12 protein-coding genes are annotated in these 16,034 nt (G+C 28.4%); 7 read left to right on the top strand and 5 right to left on the bottom strand.

Annotated elements, in window-relative coordinates:
• Nucleotides 1-40 precede the first annotated feature (40 nt).
• From VBM90_RS00300 to VBM90_RS00280, 5 genes are all read right to left on the bottom strand, one after another.
• Nucleotides 41-1,705: an MHO_4530 family protein gene (locus tag VBM90_RS00300; protein ID WP_323176421.1), complete on the bottom strand. Its 1,665-nt coding sequence runs from the start codon at nt 1,703-1,705 to the stop codon at nt 41-43.
• A complete protein-coding gene (locus VBM90_RS00295) occupies nt 1,705-3,912 on the bottom strand; it encodes an ATP-dependent helicase (RefSeq protein WP_323176420.1) in 2,208 nt (735 codons plus the stop codon). Before VBM90_RS00295 ends, VBM90_RS00300 begins: the two co-directional genes overlap by 1 nt.
• Nucleotides 3,903-4,538, bottom strand: a complete 636-nt coding sequence (locus tag VBM90_RS00290; RefSeq protein WP_323176419.1) for an RDD family protein — start codon at nt 4,536-4,538, stop codon at nt 3,903-3,905. The genes VBM90_RS00295 and VBM90_RS00290 overlap by 10 nt, the downstream gene beginning before the upstream one ends.
• A 164-nt stretch (nt 4,539-4,702) precedes the next feature.
• Nucleotides 4,703-5,713 (bottom strand): glycosyltransferase, encoded by a 1,011-nt coding sequence (locus tag VBM90_RS00285; RefSeq protein WP_323176418.1) that lies wholly within the window; start codon nt 5,711-5,713, stop codon nt 4,703-4,705.
• 98 nt (nt 5,714-5,811) lie between these two features.
• Nucleotides 5,812-7,050 (bottom strand): MAG3090 family protein, encoded by a 1,239-nt coding sequence (locus VBM90_RS00280; RefSeq protein WP_323176417.1) that lies wholly within the window; start codon nt 7,048-7,050, stop codon nt 5,812-5,814.
• 361 nt (nt 7,051-7,411) lie between these two features.
• Between VBM90_RS00280 and VBM90_RS00275 the strand changes: the two genes are divergently transcribed.
• The 7 genes from VBM90_RS00275 (at nt 7,412) to VBM90_RS00245 (ending at nt 16,031) form a co-directional block, all read left to right on the top strand.
• On the top strand, nt 7,412-8,782 hold the full coding sequence (locus tag VBM90_RS00275; RefSeq protein ID WP_323176416.1) for a glycine--tRNA ligase: 1,371 nt from the start codon (nt 7,412-7,414) through the stop codon (nt 8,780-8,782).
• Between the two features lie 31 nt (nt 8,783-8,813).
• Nucleotides 8,814-10,685: a DNA primase gene (gene dnaG, locus VBM90_RS00270; RefSeq protein ID WP_323176415.1), complete on the top strand. Its 1,872-nt coding sequence runs from the start codon at nt 8,814-8,816 to the stop codon at nt 10,683-10,685.
• A 3-nt stretch (nt 10,686-10,688) separates the two neighbouring features.
• A complete protein-coding gene (locus tag VBM90_RS00265) occupies nt 10,689-12,182 on the top strand; it encodes an RNA polymerase sigma factor (protein WP_323176414.1) in 1,494 nt (497 codons plus the stop codon).
• Nucleotides 12,183-12,218: 36 nt separating this feature from the next.
• Nucleotides 12,219-13,010 carry a Nif3-like dinuclear metal center hexameric protein gene (locus tag VBM90_RS00260; protein ID WP_323176413.1) on the top strand — a complete coding sequence of 264 codons (792 nt, stop codon included), beginning with the start codon at nt 12,219-12,221 and terminating at the stop codon, nt 13,008-13,010.
• Between the two features lie 179 nt (nt 13,011-13,189).
• Nucleotides 13,190-14,416 carry a replication-associated recombination protein A gene (locus VBM90_RS00255; RefSeq protein WP_323176412.1) on the top strand — a complete coding sequence of 409 codons (1,227 nt, stop codon included), beginning with the start codon at nt 13,190-13,192 and terminating at the stop codon, nt 14,414-14,416.
• Nucleotides 14,417-15,370 carry a phenylalanine--tRNA ligase subunit alpha gene (gene pheS / locus VBM90_RS00250; RefSeq protein WP_323176411.1) on the top strand — a complete coding sequence of 318 codons (954 nt, stop codon included), beginning with the start codon at nt 14,417-14,419 and terminating at the stop codon, nt 15,368-15,370.
• On the top strand, nt 15,360-16,031 hold the full coding sequence (locus tag VBM90_RS00245; protein WP_323176410.1) for a uracil-DNA glycosylase: 672 nt from the start codon (nt 15,360-15,362) through the stop codon (nt 16,029-16,031). Before pheS ends, VBM90_RS00245 begins: the two co-directional genes overlap by 11 nt.
• Nucleotides 16,032-16,034 lie beyond the last annotated feature (3 nt).

Raw genomic sequence — 16,034 nt, 5'->3', positions numbered from 1 at the left:
TGATTTTTTTATACAAAAAAATATCCCTGATCAGGATATTTTAATTTTCATTCTTATATGAAATTTTAACATTAGCCTTTTTAATTGTAAGTGGGTCTAAATAATCAGGTGCACCTTCATAAATAGTCTTAATGTTATTATTAGTAGCTAAGTTCACAATATTAAAACAGTTTAAAAATACCTTTGTATTGTTTAATTGTTTTGAAATCTTTTCTCCAATTACAATAGCTTGCAGTTTTGTATCGTTGATGATATTGATAAGAGATTTATCAATAGTGTCAATGTATAAAGCTGTAGGTATTTTTTTCTTGTAGTTGTTACTGATTTTTTGTCTTAAATGATATGTGTCAAATGTATTATTGTATGCATAAATAAGGCAAATTGGTTTCTTTTCTTCAAGAATGAAGTTAGATTGTAAAAATGTCTCTTGAGATATTTTTATCAATCTCTGCATATTTTTAACATTACCAGTTTCATCAAGTTTTTCAGTATTTTGTGTGATGAAGTCGTATCATTTTTTCTCATATAAGTAATTTAAATGTGGGATTTTTCGAAAGAAGTCAGTTCAATATTTGTCTTGGTCGTCTTTAGTTATTTTTTGCAATGAGTTGATTACAATGTTTGAAGCTTTTTTAGTTTCATAAACAAAGATGTTTGTACTCTTAATTGTTGCATTTTTAGAACTTAAAGTATTGTTTCATTGCACATATTCATTTAATCTCTTAACAAATTCTGTGAATTTAGGATCTTGAGAAATTGTTGCAGGAATATTTGAATATGTTGATTTTGTTTTAGGATTAATCGTTAAATTAAATAATGAGAATTTGACTTTATTGATTAATTTAAGTCTATCAGCTTTATTATTTAGTTTATTTTCGTTAATTAATGAAGCACATAAGAAGAATTTATTAATCATCCTATTATCATTAATTTCATTAATCATTTTAAGATATTTTTTGTGTCCGAATTTTGATAATTTATTCTTAACAATAAACAGAATTCCATCAATAATATAGAAAGGTGTTTTTGATATTGAAATGTTTAAGTTATCAAAAATTGATTTAATTTGGATGCTGTCAAATTCTTTGTTTATAAAGTAAGGTTTAAATGCAAAAGCTAAAACAGAATGTTTGTTGCTTTTGAAGTTTTTTTGTTCGAATTCTTTTAATGATTGCTCTGAATTATGATGATTAAATTTGTATTTAAGTCGATTTTTTTCTCACTTAATAGTACAAATGAATTTTTTATTTTCAATAGGTTTGATTTTAAGAATATATGATGAATTAAGTCTTTTATTTGATTTATCAAGCAAGTAAGCTATTTTTTCAAATAACGTAAGGTTTGATGTGTTAAATTCTGGATTCAGTTTAATTTCAAAAGAAGTTTTAACTGAATCACTGACTAAGTCAAAGAATTCATTTAGTTTTTTTCTACTTCCTTCATCAAGGAAGCTAAAAAAGGTTTGTAATGTAATGAAATTAAATGTTCTGAAACCTAATTTTTTAGCATCAAATAAAGTTGATAATGCTTGATTTCTTTTTGAAAATCTAAGAACTTTTTTATTAACTGAATCAATTTCAAACAAAATTATTCCAGCTGTTGATCTTATGTAATATAAGTAAATAATTAATCAAAATCCCATTAATAATACAAAGAGTAATATTAATGAGATTATTGAAATTACAATAATAGCTGTTAAATTCATTATCTTGTGATTACTTTGATTGAAGGGTGATTTTTATTAAGGGTTCTTATTTTTCTATCTTTAATGAAGTCAATAACAATTTCTGTTCCTTTAACTTCAACAACTTCACCTTCTCCGAACATAACGTGAGAAATAATGTCTCCAACTACAATGTTATTGTTTGTAGGCGTTTCATCATCAGGTGAGAATGTAGGATCATCAAATTTTCTTCCGTGGTAGTTGATAATAAAGTCTGAAATATCAACTCCCATTTCTCCAATAAATCTTGAAGGTTTCTTATCAATATCAGATGAAATAAGTTTTCCACGTGAGTCACTTAGGAATAAGCGTTGTTTTGCTCTGGTTACTGCAACATAAGCTAAACGTCTTTCATCTTCTAATGTATCGTTATATTTATCAATTAATGGAGATGATGATTGTTTTTTATTTTTTTCTCTATCTAAAGCACGCTTGTTAGGAAAAACTCCTTCAGACATACCGATAACAAAAACGTTATCAAATTCTAATCCTTTAGCAGAGTGAATTGTCATAAGTGAAACGTAGTTAGAAAGGTTATCATATTCATCTTCAATTGATGTTAGTCCAACTTCATTTAAGTAGTCAATAGCAGACTTATCTGGATTGTTGCTTTCTCAGTTTTGAATTGAGTTAATTAATTCCTTAACGTTATCAATAGCTGACCCTCTAAGGTTTTTATTCATTTCGATGTGTTCATAGTATTTGATTTCTTCAAGGAATTTATTCAAAGTTAAGCTTATTTTATTTGTTAATAAAGCTTTTTGGTATTTACGAATAGTTGATAAGAATGGGAAGACTGATTTAACAATTAATTCTTTTGAGATAGGTAGAATTTTAATATCTTTAATCATTATGTTGAATAAACTATCGTGAATGTTTTCTGCGTGGTCTTTAAGTTTTTTAAGAGTAGCAGGACCAATTCCTCTATTAGGAACATTAATAACACGTTCGAATGATATATCATCATTAGGGTTTGCTAAAACTTTCAAGAATGCAAGCGCATCTTTAACTTCAGCACGTTGGAAGAATTTAATTCCATTAAAGATTTTGTAGTTAATGTTTTCTGCAATAAGTGCATCTTCTATTGGTCTTGATAAGTAGTTTGCACGATATAAGATTGCAATTGATTTTAATTGTTGTTTTTGTTTTTTAAGTTCATTAATTTTTTGAACTACTCATCTAGCTTCGGCTTCTGAATTGAATCCGTGGTAGTACTCAATTTCTAAACCTTCTTCGTTTTCTGTAATTAAATTTTTATGAACACGGTTTGAGTTATGAATAATAAGATTGTTAGCTGCATCTAAGATTTTCTTACTTGATCTGTAATTTGTATCAAGCACAATTGTTTTAACGTTTTCAAAATCTTTATCAAAGTCTAAGATTAAGTTAACATCAGCACCACGTCAGTTGTAGATTGTTTGGTCAGGGTCTCCAACAATTGTAAAGTGTGTATTTGGACCAATGATTTGTTTAATAACTTCATATTGAAGTTTTGATGTATCTTGAAACTCATCGACAAGCATATATTCAAATAATTTCTTAAGTTCTTCAACTACTTCAGGATGTGTATCGAATAAAAGTTTTGTAAAGATGATTAAGTCATCAAAGTCAACAGCACCTTTTGAAGTTAATTCGTTTAAGTAATCTTGATATACAACTGCAAGGATGTGTTGAGGCGACTTGTTTAGCATTTTTGCTAATTCAGGTCCTGATTGAATTTGGAAGTTTTTAGCTCAAGAAATGTACTCAATCATTGTTTTATAACTAATATCGTGAGATGTGATTCCTCTTTTTTCATAAATACCTTGAAGTATTTGGATTTTGTCAGGGTCATCTACGATAATAAAGTTTTCTCTAAATCCAATTAATTTACTTTTTCTTCTTAATAATTTTGCACAAAATGAGTGGAATGTTGAGATTTTAAGTTGATCGCTATCAACTGATTTTGAACAATATTGTAAAACACGTTCTTTCATTTCATTTGCAGCTTTATTTGTAAATGTTAAAGCTAAAATGTTTTTGTAGCTTACACCTAGGTCATTAATTAAGTAAGCTATTTTTCTTGTAAGAACTCTAGTTTTACCTGAACCAGCACCTGCGATAATTCTTAAAGGTGAGTCAAAATATTCAACGGCTTCACGTTGCTGTTCGTTTAAGTCACTTAATAAATCAGGTTTAATTAATCCCATAAATTCTCCTCCTTATTAACGTAACGATATTTACGTCCTTTATTATAGAAAGGTAAAAGCACAATTTCTTCTTCAAGCACTTGTTGTATTTGCTTATCTTCAACAATCCTTGTATTAAACATTAAGTCAAGTAATGTTAGTTTTTTCTTGTAAAAAATTAACATTGTGTAACCTATTGTGTGAATTGCTAATCACGCTGTCATTAGTGCAGATATAAATGCACTGGATGATTTAAATTCATTTGTTTTTTCAAATTCCTTGATTGTCATTTCTTTTTGAAGACACATTGGAATAATTGTGAGTAAGAAGATAACTTGCAACATAAATATTCCTATTATGTTTCTTTTGAAAATGAGTTTATAACTAAATTGCTTTGAATTTGTGTCTATGAGCTTGAGTTTAAATAGTTTCATTCCAAGCGTTTGGCCTTTTAGTAATAAAGGTAAAATCAAGAAATAAACATTCATTCAAACGCAAACTAAGACAACAGAAACAATTCTGTGAGTTAATGTTTGATTAGCGTGATCTAGCATTATCAAGAAGATAACTGTAGAAAATGATATAAACAAAAAGTTGTCGAAGACATTTGAAAAAAACCTCTTAAAAAAAGATGCATTTTTATACATTTGTACTTGATTACAATTTGAATTGTAAATTCTCCTTTATATATATTTTAATATATATAAATTTTAGCACATCTATTGATAAATAAAATTTTTAGTAATTTTATGGTGCATTTTTGACTTTTTGCATTAAAAAACCATATGAGAAAGCTCATATGGAAAGTTAATTATTCAAGTCCTTTTAATAATTTATCTGCCTTTAATTTAGAGAATTTAGATTTTAGTAATTTAGTTTCATCATTATCAAGTAGAACATAATAGTTGGTTGTTAAAAATGTTTTAAAATCTGGTGTATCTTCGATTTTCTTAATTATTTCAGCGTGCTTATCATTTAGGAATGAACTACGTTTTTCGCTAACTTCATCATCTTGAACATTGAATAATTTATAGAAGAAGTAGTTTGCTTTTAAGAAACCTGAAAGAAGTAATTTTAAGAAGTAGTATTTTGCGTATTCTAATTCTTCATTAATCTTTAAATTCTGATTCTTTGCTATTTGTTTAATTATGTCAAATGATTTAACATAATTTTGTGTGTTCAATCAAATGTCTGATGAAATAAAATCTCTTTTAACCTTATAATCAAGGTATTTATATTTTTTAGCGTTCATTAAAAGACTGTATGTAACTTCAATACACATAATTGAATCGTTTGAAATTTGAGGTCTATATTTAATGAATTTTTTAATTAATGATTTCTTGAAAACTTTGTTGAAGATGAAAGGAAAACTATATGCTAATGGTAATGAATTTTTAGTTAAATCAAACATTTGGCTCATTTCAGCTCTTTCTTTTGGTTTGAATCTAACTGAACCGATTAGTTTTGGTTTGAACTCTAAAACATCAACATTTCAACGTTGTGCTTGTTCTAAAATGTTTTCAACATAACTGTCTCTAAATGTTGAATCTGAATTTAAAACAGTAATAAATTCACCTTTTGCAACTCTAAATGCACTAATTAAATTGTGTTGATATGAAGTGCTTTTTGTGTTGAAAATCATAATAAGTCTGTTACCGAAAAATTGGTAGTAATCTTTAGCAACTTTGAAAATTGCTTTTGAGTTTTCAGTTAAACAAAGAATAACTTCAAAGTTTTGTGCACTTTGATCTTTTAATCTTTCTAAGTATTCTCTTACTTTTTCAACTGAGTTATTTTTTAATGAAATTAATGATAGTCTCATCTTACACCTTCTTGTCTTAAATTTATATTTATATAAATTTTAACACATTCAGAGAATAAAAAAAACAAGGCGTTTAAGCCTTGCGTATTGGATTAAAACTAAATGATGTATCCTAATCCTAATAAGATTGCTAACACGATTAAGATTGAGTATCCTAAAACAATTAAGAAAATTGCTAAAAGACTAGCTCTTGAACGTGTTGTAACGACTTGGCCTTCAGCTGAAACAACACCATCTGATAATACAGATTCAAATACTAAGAAATGTTGTCTTTGAGCTTCTTCACCTAAGAAGATTGAGTAGTCGTAGCTGTCTTTTTTAACAAATCCAACGTGTAAGTTGTTGAATAATACGTATGAAGTTTTTTGTGCTAAAGTAATGTTTCCGACTAATTCACATACTGAGTAAACTTCTGTTTCAGCATTGAATTCGATTTCTTCGCTTCCTTTAACTTTGTCAGCAAATTCTTGCATTGCTTTAGAAATAGTAGCAACAATAGCAGCTAATAATTCTTTGTATTCTTCATTTCCTTTAACATCTTTTTTAAGAGCTTTAGCAGCTTTTAAAACATTTTCAAAGTTTGTTTCAATACGTTTGATGTCTTCTATTGATGTTAATGTTTCTGGTAATGAAGCAGCTGTTAAACGAAGTTTTCTAGCGTAGATTGCTAATACTTTGATTTGGTCTGAAATCATTAAGTCTCTAATGTATGCATATTCTGTAATTTTATCTTCACACACTGGTAAAACTTCAACATCTTTTTCTACAAATTTTTCAACTAAAACTTCTTTTGTAACTGAGTTAGCTAATTTTTCTTGAAGTTCGTTAACTTCTTTTTCTAATTGTTCTTTTTTGCTTAATTCATTTTGTAATTTTTCAATTTCTAAGTCTTTAGCAGATTTTTTTCTTTCGTAAACGTAATCATCATCAGCTGGGAAGTATGTTTCGTGATCTTTAATGATTTTGAAATCAACTACTTCTTTTAAGTTTCTTTTAGCTGCTTTGTCATCACGTTTCATTGATTTTGGATCAATAGCTAATTCTTCTACTGTTTCTTCGTAATCTAAACCACCGTCGAATTTATCAACGTTAAGTTCGAATTCAGGAATGATATTTCCTTTTGAATCTTCATCATTAAATTCGATAACGATTCCTCCTCAGATTTTTTTATCTGTTTGGAATCAAGTTGCACACTCGTAACCTAATGATAAGAATCAGGTCATAGCGTCTTTACGAGTTTTGAATAGAGCTAAAGGACTTTCAACTTTTGGGTGTTTAAGAGCTCAAGGGTAGTTTTTATCCTTGTTAGGTCTATATAAACATTGTAAACGTTTCATATATCTCCTTTGTTTAAATAAGTAATTTTGTATAACGTTATATAAAATAAACTTTCGTTCCTCTTAATTATAAATGCTTTTTTACAAATAATGATGATATATTTGTCTACTTCTATCCCTATAATTTAGGGAAAAACGGTATTTTTTTGCTTTTTTTTCGCAAAAATTAAGAAAAAATAGCTATTTTTTAGATGTTTTCCATAGTGTGTAAGGGATAAACATATTTTGAAATTAATAGCAAAGTGTAAAAATCAAATGTGTAACAAAATTCAAAAATTTTTGCTTTTTTCTTTGAATTTAATCAAATTATGATAATAAAAAATAAATTTTTTATTAAGCGTTTAGTGATAAAATTACAATTATGCTAAATAATAGAGAAAATAAAATGAATGATATTGTTAATCACTTGAAGAACTCTGGATTTGTTTTTCAAGGAAGTGAAATTTATGGAGGATTGTCAAATACTTGAGATTATGGACCGCTTGGTTCACTTTTAAAAGATAACATTGAGCAAGCTTGAAAACGTGAATTTGTTATCAAAGAAACTAATAACTACTTAATTGACTCAAAAATTTTAATGAACCCACAAGTTTGAGTAACAAGTGGTCACGTTTCTAACTTCTCTGACCCTTTAATTGAAAACAAAGTTAATGGAAAAAGATATAGAGCAGACAAATTAATTCAAGAAGTAAATCCTGATTTAATTCCTGAAAAAATGAGCTTTGATGAAATGGTTGTTTTTGTAAAAGAGCACATCAAAGAATATGAAGGAGATAAAACAGATTGATCAGACATTAAGAAATTTAATTTAATGTTTGAAACTTCTCAAGGAGTTGTTGAGGGTGCTAAATCAAAAGTTTACTTAAGACCTGAAACAGCACAAGGTATTTTTATTAACTTCAAAAACGTTCAAAGAACAATGAGAGCTAAATTACCATTTGGTGTAGCACAAGTTGGAAAAAGCTTTAGAAATGAAGTTACTCCAGGAAACTTCATTTTCAGAACAAGGGAATTTGAACAAATGGAACTTGAATTCTTTACAAAACCAGAAGAAGCACAACAATGATTTGACTACTATGTAAACAAAGCTTATAACTTTATACAACAATTAGGAATTTCAAAAGACTTAATCAGAGTTAGAGCTCACGATCCAGAAGAGTTAGCTCACTATTCAGCAGGAACAAGTGATATTGAATTTAATTTTGCTTTTGGTTGAGGTGAATTACTTGGGGTTGCTAACAGAACTGATTACGATCTTAAGTCACATATGAATGCAACAGGAGAATCACTTGATTACTTAGATCCTGAAACTAATACAAAAGTTATTCCATATGTAATTGAGCCAAGCATCGGATTAGATCGTTTAATGTTAGCTGTAATTACAAGTGCTTATGATGTAGAAGAATTAGAAAATAATGATTCAAGAATTGTTTTACGTTTCCCTTACGAAATTGCACCTTACAAAGTTGCTGTTATGCCACTTGTTAAAAAGTTAAATGAAAAATCAAAAGAAATTTTTAACAATTTAGTTGCTGCCGGAATTTCAGTAACTTATGATGAAGCTGGTTCAATTGGAAAAAGATATCGTCGTCAAGATGCGATTGGAACACCTTGATGTTTAACAATTGACTATGACACGTTAGAAGATAACGCAGTTACTTTAAGAAACAGAGATACTATGGAACAAGTCAGAGTATCAATTGACCAAGTAATTTCATTTATTCAAAAATAAAACTAACTAAATTAATTCAAAGGAGGAAATAATGTCAGCAAGATTAACTTCTGAAATAACAAATCAAATTAAGCATGCAAATGATATTGTTGATGTTATTTCTGAATTTATTCAATTACATAAAAAGGGAAATAGTTATGTTGGACTATGTCCTTTTCACCAAGACACTAAACCTAGTTTAAGTGTTGTTCAAGCTAAGCAAATTTTCAAATGCTTTGTTTGCGAAACTGCTGGTGACGTAATTGAGTTTGTGAAAAGATACAAAAGCATTTCTTATGTAGACACATTAGAATATTTAGCTAAAAGAGCAAATATTGAACTTGATTTTGAACAATATAAGCAAACTGAAACAATAAATTATTCTCAAGAAGTAATTGAAATAACTGATGTTTTAGACATTGTTAACTCATTTTACAAAGTTCAATATTTAACCAATCAAGCTGCTAAAGAATATTTAGCTAAACGTAAAATTGACAATCAAATTAGAGAAAAATTCAACATTGGTTATGCACCTAAAAATGTTTTGGTTAATTATTTAACTAATTTAAATTATTCAACACATCAAATGCAACAAGCAGGATTAGTTAATGCAGATATGCATGAGTTATTTTGGGATAGAGTAACTTTTGGTATTGCTAATGAACATGGACACATTGTCGGATTTAGTGGAAGAAAACTAAATAACAATTATCCTAATTCACCTAAATACATTAACTCTCCAGAAACTGTTGCATTTAACAAATCGAGAATTTTATATAACTACCATAATGCTAAAGATTCAATTAGAACTAAAAAACAAGTTGTAATTGTTGAAGGTTATATGGATGTTATTGCTTGTTATAAAGCAGGAATTGAAAACGTAGTTGCAATTATGGGGACTGCACTTACTAAAGAACATTTAGCACTTATCAAAAACACAAAAGTTTTAATGTTCCTTGATAATGATAAAGCAGGAATTGAGGCAACATTTAGAAGTTTAAGTAGATTATTAGAACACAATTTTGATGTTTCTATTATTAATAACACTTATTCAAAAGACCCTGACGAAATTTTAAATGAATACGGTGCACAAACTTTAGTTGACTTGATTAACAATTCACAAATATCTGCTATTGACTTTCTTTACGATCGTTTAAAAATAAAACATCAAATCAGCAGTGATAATTATGATTTTAATCACTTTAACTTGTTTATCGTTCAACTTAATAAATACCTTGATTTATTTAGCGAAAAAGAACAACAATATTTAAAATCACAATTACAAAGAGAATTTAACTACGAACTAAAAATTGTTCCTAAAAGACAAATTCAAGAACAAGTCAAGTATGATGAATTTGTTGCAAGTGACCCCTATGCACCTATTGATCCATATGATGGGTTTGTTCAAGCACTTAACAATGTTAGGTTTGATGAAAAAGATTTTTACAGCAAGCTCACTACTTTAGGTATTCAAAATAGATTGAAAATCTTAACTCAAGCTATGATGAACCCTCATATTTTGGATATCTTAAAACAAACTCAACATATTGCCGCTGTTTTTAGCTACCCAACTCAAATTGGCAAACTATACAAAGAAGTCACGAAAAACACCGCACAATATTTAAATGAAAATTATTTAGACATATTCAAGCAATATTTACTTAAAAATTGTGGAATGACTGAAGCTGAAGTTAATTCAGAAATTATTGAAAATTATTTACACGAGTTATATGAAGAAACAACTTTCTTTACAGAGACAAGTATGCTTTCGTTTAATTCGTATATAGTAGAACAAGAACCATTTATACAACAAACAATTGCAGATTTACCTAAGGGAGATCCATTGCCACCATATCTTGTTGACACAATAAATAACTTGAAAAAACTTAACTTAAATAAACCTGATAAGAAGAGAGGAAGATAATTTATGTATAAATTTGAAGAGATTATTAATTATATGAAGAGAGAGCTTAAAAAGCACCACAAAGATTACTTAACTCAAGAAGAAGTCTTTGATATTTTAAGCTCAAAAGGTTTATCTATTGATGAAGACACTATTGATGATTTTATGTCAGAATTGAAAGATAACAATATTATTATTGATGATGTTGACTTTGGTGACAATGATGACTATACAGAAGCTGATTTTGAAGATGTAGCGCCAGCAAAATCAAAAAAATCTAAGAAAGCAAAAGAAAAAAGTTTAGATGACTATGATTTTGAAAAATTAACTGACCTTGATGATCAGGAACCTGACTTTGACGGTGGCTTTGATTCTGATGATATGGATGATGATGATGAGTATTATGAAGAAGACGAAAACGAAGATTACTATACAATTCCAGATGAAGAAATAGAAGCTGATGAAGAAGAAGAGGAAGATGAAGAAAAAGAACATGAAGTTGAAAGATTAAGTGATGAATTCTTTGATGATGCAGGGATTGATTCAGGTTTTGATGATATGGATTTAGTTTTTGAAACTTATGATGAACCAATCGAATTAGTTGACGATACAAAAATTAAATACAACTTATCAAACAAACTTACTGAAACAAATGACATTGTTAAATGATATATGCGTTGAATCGGTAAATATGGAGAATTATTAACTTTAGAAGAAGAAAAACACTTAGCTAAATTAATGGAAAAAGGTGGTTTCAGAGGAAAAAGAGCAAGAGATAAACTCATCCAAAGAAACTTACGTTTAGTTATTAACAATGCTAAAAAATACAAAAACAGAGGACTTACATTTATTGACTTAATTTCTGAAGGTAACTCAGGTATCTTAAAAGCTGTTCAAAAATATGACGTTAACAAAGGGTTTAAATTCTCAACATATGCTACTTGATGAATTAGACAAGCTATCACAAGAGCTGTAGCTGACCAAGCTAGAACAATTCGTGTGCCTGTTCATATGGTAGAAACAATTAACAAAATTTCAAAAATTGAACGTGAATTACAACAAGAATTAGGAAGAGAACCATCTGATGAGGAAATTGCAGAAAGATACCAAAATGGATATGATGCTGCTAAAGTTAGATACATTAGAAAAATTAATATCGACCCTATTTCATTAGATAAACAAGTCGGTAAAGAAAACGATTCATCATTCAGTGACTTTGTTAAAGATGACAACATTGTTTCACCGGTTGATTATGCTTCACAAGAAGAATTAGAAGAAATCTTATTAGATATGGTTAACAACCTTGATCCAGAAGATAAAAAACTTATTTGTAAACGTTTTGGTATCGGTGTTGATGAAAATGGAAATAAATACAGAGTGCACTCATTAGAAGAATTAGCACTAGACCGTGGAGGAGTTTCTAAAGAACGTGTAAGACAAATTGAAAATAAAATCTTACGTAAACTTAAATCAGATCCAAAACACGGTAAAAACTTAAAAGACTTTATTAGAAACTAAAAACAACAATTAAACAAAATTAGGAAAATTGATATTATGAGAGAAAAAAGTTTAAAAATTAAAGATTTTATTGAATTATTAAACAAAATGTACCCATTAAAAAACAAAGAAATTTGAGATCCATCAGGGTACTCAGTTAAAACAGTTCAAGCTAAAAAATTCAAAGGTGCAGTTTTAGCAATCGACCTTACAAAAGAAGTGCTTCAAGAAGCAATTGACAATGATTGCAACGTTATCTTAACACACCACCCATTCAAATTCGAAAGAAGATGAATTGACGAAGATTACAAAGCACCATACAAAAGAGAAATCTTAAATTTACTTAGAAAACACCAAATTACAGCATTCTCAATGCACACAAATTATGACTGTGATCCAAAAGGTACTTCATACCAAATTGCAAGATACATGGGTATAGAAGCGAAACAAAATGAAGAATTAACACAAAAATTCTCATCAGTTGTTGATGCTAATTTATCATTAAACCAAATTAAAGAATTATTAGAAAAAAGATTAGGATTGCACTCATTTAGAACTAATGTTGCACCTGAAAACTACGATAAAAAATTCAAAACAGTTGCAATCTTAAGTGGAAGTGGATACATTGGACAAATTAATGATTTAGCTACAAAATGTGACTTAATCATTTCAAGTGACTTTAGATGAAGTGACTGAATCGTATTTGACCAAACAAACACAAACATTTTAGAAGTTCCACACTTAGATGAAGAAGTATTTGCGCTTGATATGTATGAACAACTTCAAGAAATGCTTCCAAATCATAAATTCATTTTTGTTAAAACTAATGTACCATATCACAATATGTAATTGACTAAATTTAACTGCTATAAAGCAGTTATTTTTATTTTTATAATAGTGTGCAAGCTTTAAAAGTTTTGCTACTTTAAACTTTTATTACTATAAACTAAACAACAAAGTGCAATCTTTAAAAAAATAAAAATGTATAATTAATAAAATTTATTTTATTAATTAACTAAAAGGGTGTTATGAACAATAAAAATCTAGCAAATTTAATTAGACCAACTAAATTGGAAGACATTGTTGGACAAAAGCACGTTGTTAAATTACTTGAAAAAGTTATTGCAAACAAAATAACAACAAGTTTTATTTTCTTTGGTGAATCAGGAACTGGTAAGACAACAAGTGCAATGATTTTGGCTAACCAATTAGGTCTTAAGTATGATTTGTTTAACGCATCAGTTGATAATAAAGATAAATTAATTAATATTTTGAAAAATAATGATGTAATCATCATCGATGAAATACATAGATTAAATAAAGATAAGCAAGACATTTTGTTATCTTATCTAGAATTTGACAAGATTATTGTTTATGCAACTACAACAGAAAACCCTTACTTTAAAGTTGTACCTGCTCTAAGAAGTAGAATGCAAATTGTGCAGTTTTTTAAGATTTCAGAAGATGAAATCGCAGAGAAACTTAATCAAATTGTTAAGGAAAGTTTTCCTAACTATTTAATTAGTATGGATGTTCTAAAAAACTTAGCTAGATTTTCTTCAGGAGACTTAAGATTAAGTATTAACAATTTACATATGCTCATTTTATGTTCTGATCCAGGTGTAGAAATTACTAAAGAGCAACTGAAACAAGTTATTCCAAATATTAACTTCTACAGTGACTTAAATTCAAGTGCACATTACAACAATTTATCTGCATTTCATAAATCTCTTAGAGGTTCAGATGTAAATGCTGCACTGTATTATGGGATGTTGATTTTAAAAAGTGGAGATGTTGATGGATTATTCAGGAGAATGATTTGTGCATCATATGAAGATATTGGTCACGCTTCACCGAATGTAAGTTTAAGAGTGCTAAATGCAATTGAAGCTTTTGAGCGACTTGGAATGCCTGAAGGAAAATTACCAATTGCTTTTGCAATTATTGATATTGCACTAGCGCCAAAAAGTAACTCAACATACATTGCAATCGAAAACACAGAGCAAATCTTAGATTCAGGACAAATTTATCAAATACCAAAACATTTAAGAGATTCACATTATGCATCAGCGGCTAAATTAGGTGATGGAGTTGATTACAAATATCCACATAACTACTGAAATAGTTATGTTAATCAGCAATATTTACCAAAAGAATTATCTAAAGCAGAATTTTATTTTGCTGGATTAAATGAAAACGAACAAAAATACAAAAAATATTGACAAAAAATCAAGGAAGCAATTAAGGAGGATTAGATGAATTTAAAATTAGAAAACATTAATTCATTAGAAGATCTTAAAGTAGCAAAAGCAAGTGTATTTTCAAATGAAGGAGAAATTTACAAACTTCAACAAGAATTAAAAATAGCCCCGGTTGAACAAAAGAAAGAAATCGGACAAAAAATTACAGTTCTTAAAAAAGAATATGAAGATTTCTTTAAGTTAGCTGAAGAAAGAATTCAAAAACTTGAAATTGAAAAGAAAATTAATTCAGAATTTATTGACGTAACAATTCCTGTTTTAAAACCTGGAGCATTACACCCAATCACACTTGTAGAAGAAAGATTAAGAGATTGATTTTTCCAACACGGATACTATGAACGTAAAGATGGTGAAATTGTATCTGATGAATATAACTTTAAACGTTTAAATATTCCAGATGATCACCCAGCTAGAGGAATGCATGACTCACTTTACATTACAGAACAAACTTTATTAAGAACACATAATACAGGTATTACTGCAAAAGTTCTTGAAGAAAATCCTAATAAGGAATTTTCAACTTTTGCTATTGGTAAAGTTTACAGAAATGATGAAGATGATGCAACTCACTCACACCAATTTACTCAAATTGACTTTGTTACAGTTGGAAAAGTTTCATTCTCTAACTTAATTTGAACTCTTAAAGATTTACTTTCATATGTTTTAGAAGAAAACGTTGAAATCAGATTAAGACCAAGTTACTTCCCATTCACTGAGCCAAGTGTTGAAGTTGATGTATTTTACAAAAATAGATGAATTGAAATTTTAGGTGCCGGTATGCTTCATCCAAGTGTTTTAGAAATGGCTGGTTTTGATTCATCATTTAACGGTTTTGCAGCTGGTATTGGAATTGAACGTATCACAATGATTAAATACGGTTTTACAGATATAAGAGATTTATACAGAAATGATTTAAGAATAATGGAGCAATTTAAAAATGAAAGATAGTTTTTTAAAAATATTACAGTCAGAAGGTCAAAAACCATACTTTACAAAAATTTTAGATAAATTAAAAGAAGAAGAAACAAATGGAGTTAAAGTTTTTCCACACCAAATGGATTTATTTAAACCATTTGAATTCTTCCAAGTTAATGAAACTAAAGTTATTATCTTAGGTCAAGATCCATACCACACATTAGGTTTAGCTGATGGATTAGCATTTTCAACATACGATGACAAATTTGCTCCATCACTAAATAATATTCTTAAGGAACTTAAAAAAGATTATCCTAAAACAAAATTAGAAACAACTTCACTTGTTTCTTGAGCTAAACAAGGTGTTTTATTATTAAATACAGTTTTAACAGTTGCTCAAAGCAAGCCTGCTTCACACTTCAAAATAGGATGAGAAACTTTCACACACAAAGTAGTTGAGGAAGTAGTTGTGCAAAACCCTAATGTTATTGTAGTTGCGTTAGGTAAAAAAGCACAACAATTCATTAAAGATATAGCAATTAATCCTAAAAACTTAGTTGAACTTGCACACCCAAGTCCATATAGTTACAACAAAGGTTTTGCAGATTCACACTTATTTAAAACTATTAATAAAAAACTTAAACAAAATAATGTAAAACCAATCGAATGAGATTTAACTAAAGGAGGAAAGTAATTT

Source organism: Mycoplasma sp. 2704 (genome assembly GCF_034863285.1).
Lineage (GTDB): Bacteria > Bacillota_I > Bacilli_A > Mycoplasmatales > Metamycoplasmataceae > Mycoplasmopsis.
Note: the sequence above shows the minus strand (reverse complement) of the source record. Positions and strands in the feature narration are given on the sequence as shown.